Consider the following 14,642-nt stretch of genomic DNA (forward strand, 5'->3'; position numbering starts at 1 on the left):
AGTGTGCGTGGCGATGATGGGGTTTCGATGGAGGAACTGTGGAGATACGATGGAGGACAAGCACCTTCCGGCCTCGCCTTGCCATGCATGCCTCCCCTGCCCTCGCGGCGCTGGTCCTGATCGTCGAGGACGAAGCCGAGATCGCCGACATCCTTGCCGCCTACCTTGAACGCGAGGGCCTGCGCACCCTGCGTGCGGCCGATGGCCAGATCGCCCTGGACATGCATCGCAGCATGCGCCCGGACCTTGTGCTGCTGGACGTGCAGCTGCCGCGACTGGATGGCTGGAGCGTGCTGACCCAGCTGCGCCAGCGCGGCGAAACGCCGGTGATCATGCTGACCGCGCTGGACCAGGATCTGGACAAGCTGACCGCATTGCGGATGGGTGCCGATGACTATGTGGTCAAGCCGTTCAACCCGGCAGAAGTGGCGGCGCGCGTGCGTGCAGTACTGCGGCGTACGCTGCGCAGCCCGCGGGCGGATGCCCCCAGCGCCCTGCGCGTGGGCCCGCTGCTGATCGACACCGCCACCCACGCGGTGCATGTGGAGGGCGACGGCTACAGCCACGAGCTGCTGCTCACCCTCACCGAGTTCAAGCTGCTGCATTGCATGGCATTGGCCCCGTCACGGATCTTCAGCCGCAGCGAGCTGATGCACGAATGCCTGCCGGAAAGCGAAGCGCTGGAGCGCACCGTGGACAGCCATGTCAGCAAGCTGCGGCGCAAGCTGGACGAAGTGGGCCTCACCCAGATTCCGGCCAGCGTGCGCGGTGTCGGCTACCGCCTGATGGCCGACCGCTGATGCGTCGCTCCGGGCTCAGCCGGCACATCATCGTGTCGATGTCGCTGATGGTCGTCGGCGTCATCGTGATGGTGATCCTCTCTTCGTGGCTGCTGTACGCCGTACTGATCGAGTTCTTCCCGGCCAGCGCCGAAGAGCCGGAAGGTTGGCTGCCAAGCGGACCGGAGCTGGCCTGGATGGTCGGGGTGATCCTGACCGGGCTGGCGCTGGCGATCGCTGCCTCGTTCCGACTGGCCCACCGCATCCTGTCGCCGCTCAATTCACTGGTGGACAGCGTGCGTGCGCTGGCTGGCGGCGATCTCGGGGCGCGCGCCACGGCCGAGGCCAACTCGCCCGGCGAGGTCGCAGCGCTGGTGGACGATTTCAACGCAATGGCACGCCGCCTGCAGCATATGGAAAGCGAACGGGTGATGTGGCACGCGGCCATCGCCCACGAACTGCGCACACCGGTGACGATCCTGCGCGGCCGCCTGCAGGGCCTGGCCGAAGGCGTGTTCCAGCCCGATGAGTCACAGTTCCGCAGCCTGCTGGCGCAGGTCGAGGGCCTGTCACGGCTGATCGAGGACCTGCGGGTGTTGAGCCTGGCCGACAACGCCCGCCTCGACGTGCGCCGCGCCCGTACCGATGTGGTGGCCGAGGTGCATTCGGTGATGACCCTGGTGGATCCCGCGTTCCGCAGCGCCGGCTTCGTGCTGGAGCTGGAAACCAGCCGCGAGGAACACCCCGCCCATTGCGACCCGACGCGGTTGCGGCAAGCGCTGCTGGCCTTGCTGGAAAACGCGCGCCGCTATGCCAACCCTGGCAAGGTACGCATCGCCGTGCATGACACCGTGGCGCATGTGCAGGTGGCGATTGAAGACGAAGGCCCGGGCATCGACCCGGCCCTGCATGCGGACATCTTCAATCCATTCATGCGCGGCGACGGCTCACGATCGCGCCTGGGCGGTGGCAGTGGCCTCGGCCTGGCGGTGGTCAAGGCCATCGCCGATGCGCACGGCGGCCAGGTCTACTGCACCCCGGGCACCAGCGGCGGCAGTCGTTTCATCATCGAGCTGCCGCGCCAGTAGGCGGCACTGCGGCCGCCTGCTCGCGCACGCGCGCGCCCAGCGCAGCGAGATTGCGGTCGATCTCATCCAGCTCACGTCGCTGCGATTCCGGCAACTGCGCACGCAGTTGCACGCGCAGTGCCTGCCAGGCGGGTACTGCCTGTACGCTGGCAGCGGCCGCTGCCCGTGCCACCTCCGCCTGTTCGTCCGCCTGCGGCAGGCCGTAGCCAGCGTCGGCCAGCAACTGGCCCGGCCGCAACCACTGCCCGCTCTGCTCCAGCAATGCACGCAGCGAATGGGTGGCACTGCTGTCCGGGTCGGCCAGCAACTGTCGCTTGAGCGCATCGCGTGCACGCAGCTCCGCGCGCCGCTGCGCCGCCTGTTCCAACAACAGCAGACCGGCGCTGGCACGCACATCACCGCGCAGCAACCATGGCGCGCGCTGTTGCGCCGGCAGCGCCAGCCAGGCGCGCACGTCACGCGCCGGCAGCGCCATCTGCGCGGCGGCGACTGCGAACAACTGCTGGTAGTGATCACGCGCGGAAGCAAAGTAATAGCCCTGCGCCTGGGCCTGCACGGGATCAGCCAGCACCTGCTCGTCCAGCGCATGCAGGCGCGCCAGCCGTCGCCGCAGCCCGCGCGGGCTCAGCTGTGCCAGGCCGGCTTCGCCCAGGCGCGGAACACCGGCCTGCAGCAGCTTCGCCGTCTCCACCGCGCAGTTGTTGCTGACGAAGTAATAGCGACCGTCATAGCTCCAGTGCACCTGGGCGGTGCGCTCCAGCAGACTGGCGATCTCGCTGCGGTCCAGCTGCAGCGGCAGCGAGGCCAGTCCGCGCAGCTCGACCTTGGTATATTCGTCCACCACCTGCTGCAGCGGCAACACGAACAGGCGCGAAGGATAACCACCGGTCAGCCCGCGCCAGTTGGAGATCTGCACATCGCCGACGAAGGCGCGGAAGGACAGCACCCGATGATGCTCCAGGTCCAGCCTGCAGTCCGGCCCCGGTGCGCGGCCGGGACGGCAGATCACCAGCCGCAGCATGCTGTGGCCCCAGCGGCTCATCGGCTGCGCACTGCCTTCGGCGAACAGGTAGTCCACGGCATACACCCGCGCCGGTTCCAGTGCGAGCAGCGATGCAGCGCCCTCTTCCGCATCGGCCTGCAGCAGCGGAACGGTGCCCGCACAGTGCGGCGCGGGCAGCGAGGGCGGCGTACCGAAATGCGCCTGGTACCACTGCGCCAAGGCCGGACGACGGCAGGCGAACTCTGCATCGAGCACGAAGTGTTCGGCGTTCACCGCCAGGTACTCGGCCGGGTCGGTCAGTTCGTAGGCATCGGGACTGCGGTCGCGGAAGGCGTTGTCACCTCGACCCAGATGCCAGGGCTTGCGCTGCCAACCTGCAAGGTCACGCCAACGGGCGCTGCGTGACCAGTGCGCTCCCGTGCGGTCGGCAACATGGGTCAGTTCGTGCACCAGCGCACTGCGCCGTGCGCGTCGGGCACCGGCTACATCGTCGTCCAGCAGGTCGCGGCGCAGCGCGATGCCCCCGGCGAAGGCACGGCCATGCACGTTGGCGGGCAGGTCGTCACGCCAGCCGACCTGCACCTGCGCGGGCAAGGTACGCAGCAGGCCGTCGGGCAGCAACGACTGCACATCAGCCAGTGTCTGCATTGCTACCTGCTGCTGCGCCGGGCTCAGCCCGGCCGGGTCCAGCTGCAGGCGCTCAGCCGCATGCGTAGCGTGAGCTATCAGCAGTAGAGCCACGCCATGCGTGGCTGCTGTTGTCGCCCGTCTACGCTTGGCATTCAGCCGAGCATGGCTCGGCTCTACAGCAAGCGATGACGCGGAGGTCATGCCGCCCGGATCAACGCGCCAGCAGGGCGCGAGCCAGCTGCAGATCGCTCTGCTGTCGTGCAGCTGCATCCTGCTCACGCAGGTGCACCAGCGCCGCCTGCAGGCGCGCGCCACGGATCTGGCCATCGCTGGCGACAAACGCAGCCGCATCATCGCGGGCAGCCAACACCACCTTGTCATCGCCCGAACTGCTGCCCGAGGAACCCGAAGAGGCGCCCGTCGCCGAACCGGCCGAGGTGCCGGCAAAACTCGAAGCGACGCCGGCCAGCGGCAGGGACAACAGGGCAAGCAGCAGGAACGGACGGATCATGGTCAGGGAGTTCATCGATTGGGTGGGTGGAGCGTAACGGCTGGGTGAAGACTTTGCCCGTGTCAAAGGTCGAACAATTTGCCGGGATTCAGCCGCCCTTCGGGATCGAACGCGCGCTTGACCGCCTTCATCAGCGCTATCTCGGCCGGTCCACGGGTGCTGTCCAGGTAGCCCTTCTTGACCAGGCCGATGCCGTGCTCGGCCGAAATGCTGCCATTGAAGCGCGCCAGAACCTGCGCCAGCAGCTTGGTGACATGCTCGCACTGGCTTACGAAGTCCGCATCGCTGGTGCCGTCCGGCTTGAGCACGTTGATGTGCAGGTTGCCGTCGCCGATGTGGCCGAACCAGACCACGTCGAAGTGCGGGTAAGCCTCGCCGATCAGCGCCTGGGTCTCGGCCAGGAACGCCGGCATCGACGAGATCCGCACCGAGACATCGTTCTTGTAGGGCTTGTAACGTGCCAGCGCCTCGGTGATGCCCTCGCGCAGGCGCCACAGCTGCGCCGCCTGGGCATCGCTGGCACTGATCACGCCGTCGCTGACCCAGCCGTTGCCCATGCAGTCCTCGAAGGCCGCCATCGCCGCCGCCTCCTGCGCATCGTCACCGGCAGCAAACTCGGTCACCACGTAATAGGGATGCACCTCATCGAACGGTGCCTGCGCACCATGGGCCAGAACATGTTCCAGCGCCCGGTCGGTAAAGAATTCAAAGGCCTGCAACTGCAGCCGCGCACGGAAGGCGGCGAACACCTGCATCAGCACATCGAAGCTGGGCAGCGCCAGCAGCATCACGTTGCTGGCCGGCGGCGGGTCGGTCAGCTTCACCGTGGCCTCGACGATCACACCCAGCGTGCCCTCCGATCCGATCAGCAGCTGGCGGAAATCGTAGCCGCTGGAGTTCTTGATCAGGCCCTTGTTGAGTTCGAGCAGTTCGCCCGTGGCGGTGACCACTTTCAGTCCGGCAATCCATTCACGGGTATTGCCGTAGCGGATCACCCGGATGCCGCCGGCATTGGTGGCGATGTTGCCGCCGATCAAGCACGACCCGCGCGCAGCGAAGTCCACCGGATAGATGAGGCCATGTTCAAGCGCCGCGTTGTGCAGCGCCTCCAGCGGCATGCCGGCCTGGACCACCAGGGTGCGGGCGACCGCATCGTAGTCCAGCGCCTTGTTCATCCGCTCCAGGCTCAGCACCAGCTCGCCATTGGCCGCTACCGCACCGCCGGAAAGGCCGGTGCGACCGCCGGAGGGAACCACCGCCACGCCCTCGGCCGCGGTCCAGCGCATCACCGCCTGCACTTCTTCAACCGTGGCCGGCAACGCGATCGCCAGCGGCGCCGGTGTCCAGCGCCGGGTCCAGTCGCGGCCGTAATGCTCCAGGTCGGCAGGGTCGGTCTTCAGCTTCAGGCCGGGACAGGCCTGCTGCAACGAGGCGATGCGGGAATCGGTCATGACGGTCCAGCGCGGGGCGTGAAGAACGGGCAAGCGTGCCAGTGGCCGGGCCCAGCGTCCAGCCCTGCAGAGCCTTCAATAGCTGCAGTTGCAACCAATTGCGCACTGCACCATGGGCGTTGCGATCTGGCATAGTGGTCAGCCCCTGTCCCACTGGCCGTGCCGCCCCATGTCGCCGAAGAAGACCTCGTTCCCGAAGCAGGATATCCGCGTGCTGTTGCTGGAGGGGGTCAGCCAGACCGCCGTGGAGGTGTTCAGCGCCGCCGGCTACAGCCAGATCGAGGCGCACACCAAGGCGCTTCCCGAGGACGAACTGAAGGCGCGCATCGCCGAGGCCCACATCGTCGGCATCCGCTCGCGCACCCAGCTCAGTGCCGAGGTGCTGGCCGAGGCCAAGCGCCTGATCGCGGTCGGCTGTTTCTGCATCGGCACGAACCAGGTCGACCTGGATGCGGCCGAGCTGGCCGGCATTCCGGTATTCAACGCACCCTACTCCAATACCCGCAGCGTGGCCGAACTGGTGATCGCCGAAGCGATCATGCTGACCCGCGGCATCCCGCAGAAGAACGCCGAATGCCATCGCGGCGGCTGGTCGAAGTCGGCCAGCGGCAGCCATGAGGTGCGCGGCAAGGTCCTGGGCATCATCGGCTACGGGCACATCGGCACCCAGGTTGGCGTACTGGCCGAATCGCTGGGCATGCAGGTGATCTTCCACGATGTGGAAACCAAGCTGTCGCTGGGCAATACCCGTGCGGCGGCCAGCCTGGACGACCTGCTGGCGCGTGCCGACATCGTGACCCTGCACGTGCCGGAGACACCTTCCACGCAGTGGATGATCGGTAGCACCGAGCTGGCGAAGATGCGCCGCGGCGCGCACCTGATCAACGCCGCGCGCGGCACCGTGGTCGACATCGATGCGCTGGATGCAGCACTGGCCAGCGGCCACATTGGTGGCGCTGCACTGGATGTGTTCCCGGTCGAGCCGAAGGGCAACGGCGATATCTTCGAATCGCCGCTGACCCGCCACGACAACGTGATCCTGACCCCGCACGTGGGCGGCAGCACGCTGGAAGCGCAGGACAACATCGGCATCGAAGTGGCGGCCAAGCTGGTGCGCTACAGCGACAACGGAAGCACCCTGTCGGCGGTCAACTTCCCGGAAGTGACCCTGCCCGAGCACGCCGACAGCCTGCGCCTGCTGCACATCCACCAGAACGTGCCGGGCGTGTTGTCCAAGGTCAACGAGATCTTCTCGCGGCACAACGTCAACATCGACGGCCAGTTCCTGCGCACCGACCCGAAGGTGGGTTACGTGGTGATCGACATCACCGCCAGCGAGGAGCAGGCCAGCGCGGTGCGTGACGAGCTGGCGGCGATTCCGGGCACGTTGCGAACGCGCATCCTGTATTGAGTGGCGCGCCGCCGGGCGGGCCCCGGCGGAATGCATCCGGCACCACGCCATCCACGCATGGCGTGGATTTACTGCCATTGCGCCATCCACGCATGGCGTGGATCTACTTGGCGTGCGATCTCCTGGTAGATCCACGCCATGCGTGGATGAGGTTTCTCAGAACCTCGCCGCGTGCAGATTCTTGTAGAAGTCCCAGTGAATCAGGATCCTGTCCTGGGCAGACAGAAAAAGGGTGTCTACGAAATCCAGCTCGTCTGCATGTATTAGCCAGTCCTCCAGGCAAGCATCCAGCGCAGGAACCGCGTCGTCTGCCTGAATGATGGTCAACACCGCACTGGGAACCAGCCCGATGGCCGCTGCCATCGCTCTCAGCTCATGCCCCAAGCGCTCGCGAGCAACCCCCGTCGTTTCCAGATGCTGTGAAATCCGCCCCCAGTCAATGGAGGTGACCACCGGCAACGTCGCCTTGATCAGCGCGAGCGCAGCCTGCTCCTTCGCCTCCTCGCAGGCATGGGCCGCAATGAACGCCGTGCAGGATTCGGAAAACATCAGCGTTCCAGCCACCGGCGCGCCATGCGCTGCATCGATTCCTCCGACTGCGGATCGCTGGCGACCTCGGCCACCGGGCGCCAGGCCAGCTCCAGCGACTCTTCGCTGAGCACGAAATCCTCTCCGCCCAGCGCACGGATCACGAAACGCACGTCGTAGTGCCAATGGCCAGGCACATCCTTGCGCTCGGGAATCCAGTGCTTGTCGATATCGAAGATGGCCGGATCATCCAGCACCAGGCCGGTCAGGCCCGATTCCTCCTCGGCTTCCTTCAACGCTACCCGGGCCAGATCGCGGTCGCCGTCGGCGTGGCCACCCAGCTGCAGCCAGCGCTGCAGCTTGCGGTGGTGGGTCAGCAGCAGCCGCTGGCCATCGGCGCTGACCAGCCAGCAGCTGGCGGTGAAGTGGCCGGCCAGGCGTTCGCGGCGGAATGCATCTTCCGCATCGTCGATCAATGTGCCGAATTCGGCAGCAAGGGCGTCGTGGGCGGGTTCTTTGCGCGCATAGTCATGCAGCAGGTCGCGCAAGCGATCGTCAAGTGCGGCAAGGGATTCGGTGGTTTCGCTCATGAATGCGGGGTGCCTGGAAAAATACCTGCCATTATCGCCGTTCATTGTTGCGTTTGCGCTTGTGCGGTGCCTTCAGCATTGGCTAAGGTACAGCGGGCCGTTCGCACGGCTTTCACGATTCCAGGCCGCCGGCAATGTACTGGCGGCCCTCCCAATCCGATCATCAGGAAGTACTGCATGCTGAAAGCTCTGTTGAGGGTCAAGCCGGTCGAACCGGCCGGGCACGTCGATGCCGGCGAACCCATCGAAGGCAGCCTGGATGGCGAAGCCACGTTGAAACGGACCCTCACGGCGAAACACCTCATCATGCTTGGCATTGGTGCGGTGATCGGCGCAGGTATTTTCGTCCTCACCGGCCAGGCCGCGGCCAACCACGCCGGCCCGGCGGTCATGCTGTCGTTCGTGTTCGCCGGCATCGCCTGCGCGCTGGCCGGCCTGTGCTACGCCGAGTTCGCAGCGATGATGCCGGTCTCCGGCAGCGCCTACTCCTACTCCTACGCCACGCTTGGCGAGGGCATGGCCTGGTTCATCGGCTGGTGCCTGGTGCTGGAGTACCTGTTCGCCTCGGCCTCGGTCGCGGTGGGCTGGTCGGCGTACCTGATCAGCTTCATCACCACCACGCTGCACATGCCGTTCCCGGACGCGCTGAGCGCAGCGCCGATCGCCTGGAACGGGCACGAGTTCGCCGCCTCCGGCAAGCTGTTCAACCTGCCGGCGGTGCTGATCGTGGCGGCGGTGACCGGCCTGCTGTACGTGGGCGTGACCCAGTCCGCGTTCGTCAACGCGATCATCGTGGCCATCAAGGTGTTCGTGATCTGCCTGTTCGTGGGCATCGGCGCGGCCCACGTGGACCCGGCCAACTGGCACCCGTTCATCCCGGAAAACACCGGCGTGTCCGGCGAGTTCGGCTGGAGTGGCGTGTTCCGCGCGGCCACCATCGTGTTCTTCGCCTACATCGGCTTCGATGCGGTCTCCACCGCCGCCGGTGAAACCAAGGACCCGCAGCGCAACATGCCGATCGGCCTGCTCGGCTCGCTGGCGGTGTGCACCATCGTCTACATCATCGTCTGCGCGGTGCTGACCGGCATGCTGCCCTACCACCTGCTGGGCACCGACAAGCCGGTGGCCACCGCGCTGGAAGCCTACCCGAGCCTGTCCTGGCTGAAGACCGCAGTGGAAATCGGCGCGATCGCCGGCCTGTCCTCGGTGGTGCTGGTGATGATGATGGGCCAAACCCGCATCGCCTACACCATCTCGCGCGATGGCCTGCTGCCGAAAGTGTTCGGCAAGGTCCACAAGCGCTTCCGCACGCCGTACTGGGCCACGATCGTAGTCGGCGTGATCGCCGCCTCGCTGGCCGGCCTGGTGCCGCTGAACGTGCTCGGCGAGTTGGTGTCCATGGGCACCCTGCTGGCCTTCGCCACGGTCTGCGTGGGCGTGCTGATCCTGCGCTACACCCGCCCGGAGCTGCACCGCCCATTCCGCGTGCCGCTGGTGTGGGTGATCTGCCCGCTGGGCGCGCTGTCGTGCCTGTTCCTGTTCTGGCAGGCGTTCGTGGTCCACTGGCACCTGTTCGTGGGCTGGACGCTGCTGGGCCTGCTGATCTACTTCGGCTACGGCATCCGCCACAGCAAGCTGGCCAAGTCGCCCTGATCCTCCCGACGGGCCGGCCCCTGCGCCGGCCCGTCGATATCCGCAAGCATTTCCGCCCGCGCCCGGTCACGGGCGCATCGCACAAGACCACCACACATGTTCAAGCAACTGTGGGCCACCAAGCATCCGCATGCCGCCCATGAAGACGCCAACGGCCTGAGCCTGCGTCGCCACCTCGGCCCTTGGGGCCTGACCGCGCTCGGCATCGGCGCCGTGATCGGCGGCGGCATCTTCGTCATCACCGGCCAAGCCGCCGCCAACCACGCCGGTCCGGCCATCATGCTCTCGTTCGTGCTGGCCGCGATCTGCTGCGCCTTCTGCGCGCTGGCCTATGCCGAGTTCGCGGCGATGGTGCCAGTGTCCGGCAGCGCCTATACCTACACCTACGCCACCTTCGGCGAACTCTCGGCCTGGTTCATCGGCTGGATGCTGGTGCTCGAGTACGGCGTCTCCGCCTCGGCCGTGGCGGTCAGCTGGACCGGGTATTTCCTCAGCCTGCTCAGCCATTTCGACATCCATCTACCGGCTGCGCTGGTCAGCGCACCCCTGGATGCGCAACTGCGGCCCACCGGCGCCATCGCCAACATTCCCGCCGCGATCCTGGTCCTGCTGTTGACCTGGCTGTGCTATGTCGGCATCAGCAAATCGTCGGCGATGAACATGGCCATGGTCATCCTCAAGACCGGGCTGATCGTGCTGGTGATCGTGGTCGGCTGGAAGTACGTGGACACCAGCAACTGGACCCCGTTCATCCCGGCCAACGAAGGCCCCGGCAAGTACGGCATGGAAGGCGTGCTGCGCGGCGCGGCGATGGTGTTCTTCGCCTACATTGGCTTCGAAGCGGTATCGGTGGCCGCGCAGGAATCACACAAACCGCAGCGCGACATGCCGATCGGCATGATGCTGTCGCTGGTGATCTGCACGGTGCTGTACATCGCGATGGCTGCAGTCATGACCGGCCTGGTGCCTTACCAACTGCTGGGCACCGATGAGCCGGTGGTGACCGCCGTGGCCGCGCATCCGCAGCTGGGCTGGTTGCGGGTGGTGGTGGAAATCGGTGCGTTGATCGGCCTGTCGTCGGTGGTGCTGGTGATGATCATCGGCCAGCCGCGCATCTTCATGATCATGGGCCGCGACGGCCTGTTGCCGCCGGTGTTCACCAAGATCCACCCGAAGTACCGCACGCCGCATATCAACACCGTCATCACCGGCATCGGCATCGCCCTGCTGGCGGCGCTGTTCCCGCTGGACATCCTTGGTGAACTGACCTCGATGGGTACCTTGATCGCCTTCGCGGCCGTGTGTGCCGGCGTGCTGATCCTGCGCCGCACGCAACCCGACCTGCCGCGTCCGTTCCGCATCCGCGGCGCGTGGCTGATCTGCAGCCTGGGCGTGCTGAGCTGCCTGGCGCTGTTGTCGGCGATGACGTTGCACAACTGGATGCTGATGGGCGTGTGGACGTTTTTCGGCTTCGTGATCTACTTCTTCTACGGGTTCAAACACAGCCGCCTGCGCGGGAAGTAAGGTTTTCTGCATTGCAGGGCCTGCGGCCCTGCACCCGCTGGGGCAACAGCAACAGCAACAGCAACAGCGGGTCTGAAGGTTCGGCGGGGAGGGGTGAGATTGCGGGGGACGCTGCAAGTACGTCCCTGTAAGCTCGATCGCCGCATCCATGCGGCTCACGCCCCCGCAATCTCACCCCTCCCCGCCCCCGACAGCGTCCTGGCGCGCCCAGTAGATCCACGCCATGCGTGGATATCAGCGGAGCTGAGATGTGTCGGCTATGGGATAGGGGTCACCTGCGGCTGAACCAGACGGTCTTCTGTATCCAACCAGTGCCGCTCGTGTAGCCCATGAAGTGCTCATGGTTCTGTTGGCGTTTATGTCTACGGTGTAGCGCTCGGTCTTCCACAGTTTCTTGCATTTGCCATCCACGTCGCACGTCTCGCCTTCCTTGCAGACGGTCTGCACCTCGATCTCGTCGGTGCGGTCGGCAATCTCCATATTCTCCGGCCACTTCTCATTCGCTTCGGCCCTGTTGCGCCAACACGACTCATCCAGCGAATCGGCATGGTCGCTGAAGCGTGCCCATTCGGTTGCGCATCTACCGGTCAACAAAGCCAGCAACACAGCCATTTACATTCGCATCACCATCGGCATCCGCGTGCGCCCTTCCCTGCGATGAAGCGGCGTCAATGCGACGTGTCTGGTTTCCGCTGCCACAGCCAGCGCTCCTGTTCCGACCAGCCCCAGTACCACATGCAACTGGTGTAGGCGCTGCGGCGGCTGCTCTCGTTGACATCCATCACATAGCTCTCGATTTCCGGCTGCTGCACGCGATTGTATTTTCCATCCACGTCGCACTTGCTCTTGTCATCTTCCCTGCACTTCTCCAGCTTCTCCACGTACACGGTTCGCGTTGCCACTTCGTTCTTCACCGGCCACTGCCCTCTAGACTCTGTAGAGCAGTAGTCGGTCGAGTAGCTGTAATCCGCTGCATTCGTACGTGGCACCCACTCGGTCACACAGCCACTGGTGGACACCACCACCAGGACCAGCGCCGCACCTGCAACTCGCCTGCACCACATCGCCTTCCTTTCCATGGCAGCCCCCTTTCATCAGTGCCGGTTCGATCGTGGCGGCGATGCATCAGGCTTGTCCACGACCGGAACCGCTTTCACCAATGAAGGCCAATCGCCTGTTCATCTGCCGGCAGATCTGCCTCGATCCAAACGTCCACGCCGCTTCATGAGCGAGCGCAGCGAAGCGACCCGCTTCTGCCTTTCTTTCTTCAATCCGTGGCTGGCCGCACGGAATCTGTCCGTGGCCGGTCGGGTGGACTGTGCAGGGGTGTCCGCGGCATGGATGCCGCGGCCAAGTCCCCAGGGATGGGTTCACGGCGTCCCCTGCGCAGCCCACCCGACCGGCCAACCCACGGAATCTGCTTCTGGCACCCAGCCACGAGGGACTCAGCCGTTGGCCGAATCCAGTAAAATCGCCCCCATGAACGCCCCCACCTTCCCCTACGACACCGCGCGCCTGAGCGAACTGGCCCAGCTGCTGATCGACAACGTCCGCGAACTGGCCCAGGCCGGCTGGACCCCGGCCACCAGCAGCAACTTCTCCCACCGCCTGGATGACCGCCACGCCGCGATCACCGTCTCCGGCAAGGACAAGGGCCGCCTGATCGAAGACGACATCATGGTCGTGGACTTCGATGGCAAGGCCGTCGGCCGCCCGCTGCGCCCGTCTGCCGAAACCCTGCTGCATACCCAGCTGTATCGCCGCTTCCCGGAGATCGGCTGCGTGCTGCATACCCATTCGCCGGTGCAGACCATCGCCTCGCGCCTGTATGCACCGCAGGGCCATATCCGGGTGGAAGGCTACGAACTGCTGAAGGCCTTCGCGGGCAACAGCACCCACGAGATGGCCATCGACATCCCGGTGTTTGCCAACACCCAGGACATGGACGTGCTGTCGGCCCAGGTCGACGCCCTGCTCGACACGCAGACCCTCTGGGGCTACCTGATCGACGGCCATGGCCTGTACGCCTGGGGCCGCGACATGGCCGAGGCACGGCGGCACATGGAAGCGTTCGAATTCCTGCTGCACTGCGAGCTGGAGCTGCGCAAGCTGCGCCGCTGAAGTTTCCGGCACGGCCAGATGCCGTTCTGGAATCAGGCCATCAATGCCACCCTGCTACCCTGTCCTTCCCCGAGACGTTCAAGCTGCCGCCATGAGCCGACTGCGCATCTACGACGATACCCATCCCGAATCGCCGCTGCTGGACACCCAGGACGGCGCGATCATCGCTGCCGAACTGCAGAAGATCGGCGTCACCTTTGAGCGCTGGCAGGCCACCGCGCCGGTCGCCCCCGGCGCAAGCCAGGACGAAGTGTTCGCCGCCTACCGCGCCGACATCGACCGCCTGGTTACCGAACGCGGCTTCAAGAGCGTGGACGTGGCCTCGATCGCCCCGGACAACCCGAACCGCGCCGAGCTGAGGAAGAAATTCCTCGACGAACACTTCCACAAGGAAGACGAAGTACGCTTCTTCGTCGCCGGCTCGGGCCTGTTCACCCTGCACGTGGGCGACAAGGTCTATGAGATCGAGTGCGTGAAGGATGACCTGATTGCCGTGCCCGACGGCACCACCCACTGGTTCGACATGGGCGATGAGCCCAGCTTCGTGGCGATCCGCTTCTTCACCGAGCCGGATGGCTGGGTCGGTCACTTCACCGGCACCGACATCGCGCAGAAATTCCCCCGTTACATTCCGACCCAGGCGTCCTGATCAATGCAGCCCCGCGTCATCCTGACCGACATCGAAGGCACCACCAGCAGCATCTCGTTCGTCAAGAACGTGCTGTTCCCGTACGCACGCCAGGCGCTGCCCGGCTTCGTCGCCGAACATGGCCAGCAGCCGGAGGTGCGTCGCTGGCTGGACGCGGTTGCCACCGAGCTCGGCGGCGCCTGCCAGGACAGCCTGGTGGCCGAGACACTGCAGGGCTGGATCGACCAGGACCGCAAGCACACCGCACTGAAGGCCCTGCAGGGGCTTATCTGGGACGCGGGCTACCGTCGTGGCGACTACACCGCGCACTTCTACCCGGAGGTAGCGCCGGTGTTGAAGGGTTGGCACGCCTCGGGCCTGCCGCTGTATGTGTACTCCTCCGGATCGGTACCGGCGCAGAAGCTGTTCTTCGGCTTCAGCGACGCCGGTGACCTGAGTCCGCTGGTGTCGGGCTGGTTCGATACCGAAGTGGGCGGCAAGCGCGAGGCTGACAGCTACCGCCACATCGTGCAGGCCATCGGCGTCCCCGCTGGCGAGATCCTGTTCCTGTCCGACGTGGTCGAGGAACTGGACGCCGCCCGCGAAGCCGGCCTGCAGACACGCCTGATCGATCGCCTGGACGACTACCCGATGCCGCGCATCGGCGACGCCGCCAACGGCCATGATCGCGTCGAGAACTTCCAGCAGATCCAGCTGTAAGCCTA

At 65.7% G+C, this 14,642-nt stretch carries 15 protein-coding genes; 8 read left to right on the forward strand and 7 right to left on the reverse strand.

The genetic code is table 11. The features are described from left to right. Nucleotides 1-83 precede the first annotated feature (83 nt). On the forward strand, nt 84-800 hold the full coding sequence (locus AC1DKR_RS10305; protein WP_025874768.1) for a response regulator: 717 nt from the start codon (nt 84-86) through the stop codon (nt 798-800). After that, a complete protein-coding gene (locus AC1DKR_RS10310) occupies nt 800-1,867 on the forward strand; it encodes an ATP-binding protein (RefSeq protein ID WP_025874770.1) in 1,068 nt (355 codons plus the stop codon). Before AC1DKR_RS10305 ends, AC1DKR_RS10310 begins: the two co-directional genes overlap by 1 nt. On the opposite strand, the gene AC1DKR_RS10315 is transcribed toward AC1DKR_RS10310, so the two are convergent. The 3 genes from AC1DKR_RS10315 to AC1DKR_RS10325 form a co-directional block, all read right to left on the reverse strand. Next, nucleotides 1,845-3,701, reverse strand: coding sequence for a DUF7844 domain-containing protein (locus AC1DKR_RS10315; protein ID WP_478032686.1), 1,857 nt, complete (start codon nt 3,699-3,701; stop codon nt 1,845-1,847). The two genes, AC1DKR_RS10310 and AC1DKR_RS10315, sit on opposite strands and share 23 nt — an antisense overlap. Before the next feature lie 10 nt (nt 3,702-3,711). Next, nucleotides 3,712-4,011 (reverse strand): DUF2388 domain-containing protein, encoded by a 300-nt coding sequence (locus AC1DKR_RS10320; protein ID WP_312786005.1) that lies wholly within the window; start codon nt 4,009-4,011, stop codon nt 3,712-3,714. A 62-nt stretch (nt 4,012-4,073) separates the two neighbouring features. Next, complete coding sequence (locus tag AC1DKR_RS10325; RefSeq protein WP_478032688.1) at nt 4,074-5,462, reverse strand: FAD-binding oxidoreductase; 1,389 nt, start codon at nt 5,460-5,462, stop codon at nt 4,074-4,076. A 169-nt stretch (nt 5,463-5,631) separates the two neighbouring features. Between AC1DKR_RS10325 and serA the strand changes: the two genes are divergently transcribed. Next, entirely contained in the window at nt 5,632-6,873 is a 1,242-nt protein-coding gene (serA, locus tag AC1DKR_RS10330; protein ID WP_032975510.1) for a phosphoglycerate dehydrogenase, read from the forward strand. A 156-nt stretch (nt 6,874-7,029) separates the two neighbouring features. Here serA and AC1DKR_RS10335 read toward each other — a convergent pair whose 3' ends face one another. Together AC1DKR_RS10335 and AC1DKR_RS10340 are read right to left on the reverse strand one after the other, a co-directional pair. Beyond that, a complete protein-coding gene (locus AC1DKR_RS10335) occupies nt 7,030-7,422 on the reverse strand; it encodes a hypothetical protein (protein ID WP_363733121.1) in 393 nt (130 codons plus the stop codon). Then, nucleotides 7,422-8,036: an NUDIX hydrolase gene (locus AC1DKR_RS10340; RefSeq protein ID WP_478032690.1), complete on the reverse strand. Its 615-nt coding sequence runs from the start codon at nt 8,034-8,036 to the stop codon at nt 7,422-7,424. The genes AC1DKR_RS10335 and AC1DKR_RS10340 overlap by 1 nt, the downstream gene beginning before the upstream one ends. Before the next feature lie 132 nt (nt 8,037-8,168). Between AC1DKR_RS10340 and AC1DKR_RS10345 the strand changes: the two genes are divergently transcribed. Together AC1DKR_RS10345 and AC1DKR_RS10350 are read left to right on the forward strand one after the other, a co-directional pair. Next, nucleotides 8,169-9,644, forward strand: a complete 1,476-nt coding sequence (locus AC1DKR_RS10345; protein WP_089240873.1) for an amino acid permease — start codon at nt 8,169-8,171, stop codon at nt 9,642-9,644. Nucleotides 9,645-9,740: 96 nt separating this feature from the next. Further along, nucleotides 9,741-11,168: an amino acid permease gene (locus tag AC1DKR_RS10350; RefSeq protein WP_346602996.1), complete on the forward strand. Its 1,428-nt coding sequence runs from the start codon at nt 9,741-9,743 to the stop codon at nt 11,166-11,168. 234 nt (nt 11,169-11,402) lie between these two features. Here AC1DKR_RS10350 and AC1DKR_RS10355 read toward each other — a convergent pair whose 3' ends face one another. Both AC1DKR_RS10355 and AC1DKR_RS10360 read right to left on the reverse strand, forming a co-directional pair. Next, nucleotides 11,403-11,780 (reverse strand): hypothetical protein, encoded by a 378-nt coding sequence (locus AC1DKR_RS10355; RefSeq protein ID WP_478032693.1) that lies wholly within the window; start codon nt 11,778-11,780, stop codon nt 11,403-11,405. A 56-nt stretch (nt 11,781-11,836) separates the two neighbouring features. Further along, nucleotides 11,837-12,232, reverse strand: coding sequence for a hypothetical protein (locus tag AC1DKR_RS10360; RefSeq protein WP_312786001.1), 396 nt, complete (start codon nt 12,230-12,232; stop codon nt 11,837-11,839). A gap of 415 nt (nt 12,233-12,647) precedes the next feature. On the opposite strand from AC1DKR_RS10360, the gene AC1DKR_RS10365 reads away from it, so the two are divergent. The 3 genes from AC1DKR_RS10365 (at nt 12,648) to mtnC (ending at nt 14,637) form a co-directional block, all read left to right on the forward strand. Continuing rightward, complete coding sequence (locus AC1DKR_RS10365) at nt 12,648-13,289, forward strand: methylthioribulose 1-phosphate dehydratase (protein WP_049467062.1); 642 nt, start codon at nt 12,648-12,650, stop codon at nt 13,287-13,289. Nucleotides 13,290-13,380: 91 nt separating this feature from the next. Beyond that, on the forward strand, nt 13,381-13,938 hold the full coding sequence (locus AC1DKR_RS10370; RefSeq protein ID WP_312786000.1) for a 1,2-dihydroxy-3-keto-5-methylthiopentene dioxygenase: 558 nt from the start codon (nt 13,381-13,383) through the stop codon (nt 13,936-13,938). Between the two features lie 3 nt (nt 13,939-13,941). Further along, entirely contained in the window at nt 13,942-14,637 is a 696-nt protein-coding gene (mtnC, locus tag AC1DKR_RS10375) for an acireductone synthase (RefSeq protein WP_447945031.1), read from the forward strand. Nucleotides 14,638-14,642: the final 5 nt, after the last annotated feature.

It is taken from the genome of Stenotrophomonas sp. 01N47 (assembly GCF_056399165.1).

Bases quoted from the DNA above. Each gene is read 5' to 3' on its own strand.
- AC1DKR_RS10305 (WP_025874768.1), top strand. From the start codon at position 84: ATGCATGCCTCCCCTGCCCTCGCGGCGCTGGTCCTGATCGTCGAGGAC.
- AC1DKR_RS10310 (WP_025874770.1), top strand. From the start codon at position 800: ATGCGTCGCTCCGGGCTCAGCCGGCACATCATCGTGTCGATGTCGCTG.
- AC1DKR_RS10315 (WP_478032686.1), bottom strand. From the start codon at position 3,701: ATGACCTCCGCGTCATCGCTTGCTGTAGAGCCGAGCCATGCTCGGCTG.
- AC1DKR_RS10320 (WP_312786005.1), bottom strand. From the start codon at position 4,011: ATGATCCGTCCGTTCCTGCTGCTTGCCCTGTTGTCCCTGCCGCTGGCC.
- AC1DKR_RS10325 (WP_478032688.1), bottom strand. From the start codon at position 5,462: ATGACCGATTCCCGCATCGCCTCGTTGCAGCAGGCCTGTCCCGGCCTG.
- serA (WP_032975510.1), top strand. From the start codon at position 5,632: ATGTCGCCGAAGAAGACCTCGTTCCCGAAGCAGGATATCCGCGTGCTG.
- AC1DKR_RS10335 (WP_363733121.1), bottom strand. From the start codon at position 7,422: ATGTTTTCCGAATCCTGCACGGCGTTCATTGCGGCCCATGCCTGCGAG.
- AC1DKR_RS10340 (WP_478032690.1), bottom strand. From the start codon at position 8,036: ATGAACGGCGATAATGGCAGGTATTTTTCCAGGCACCCCGCATTCATG.
- AC1DKR_RS10345 (WP_089240873.1), top strand. From the start codon at position 8,169: ATGCTGAAAGCTCTGTTGAGGGTCAAGCCGGTCGAACCGGCCGGGCAC.
- AC1DKR_RS10350 (WP_346602996.1), top strand. From the start codon at position 9,741: ATGTTCAAGCAACTGTGGGCCACCAAGCATCCGCATGCCGCCCATGAA.
- AC1DKR_RS10355 (WP_478032693.1), bottom strand. From the start codon at position 11,780: ATGGCTGTGTTGCTGGCTTTGTTGACCGGTAGATGCGCAACCGAATGG.
- AC1DKR_RS10360 (WP_312786001.1), bottom strand. From the start codon at position 12,232: ATGTGGTGCAGGCGAGTTGCAGGTGCGGCGCTGGTCCTGGTGGTGGTG.
- AC1DKR_RS10365 (WP_049467062.1), top strand. From the start codon at position 12,648: ATGAACGCCCCCACCTTCCCCTACGACACCGCGCGCCTGAGCGAACTG.
- AC1DKR_RS10370 (WP_312786000.1), top strand. From the start codon at position 13,381: ATGAGCCGACTGCGCATCTACGACGATACCCATCCCGAATCGCCGCTG.
- mtnC (WP_447945031.1), top strand. From the start codon at position 13,942: ATGCAGCCCCGCGTCATCCTGACCGACATCGAAGGCACCACCAGCAGC.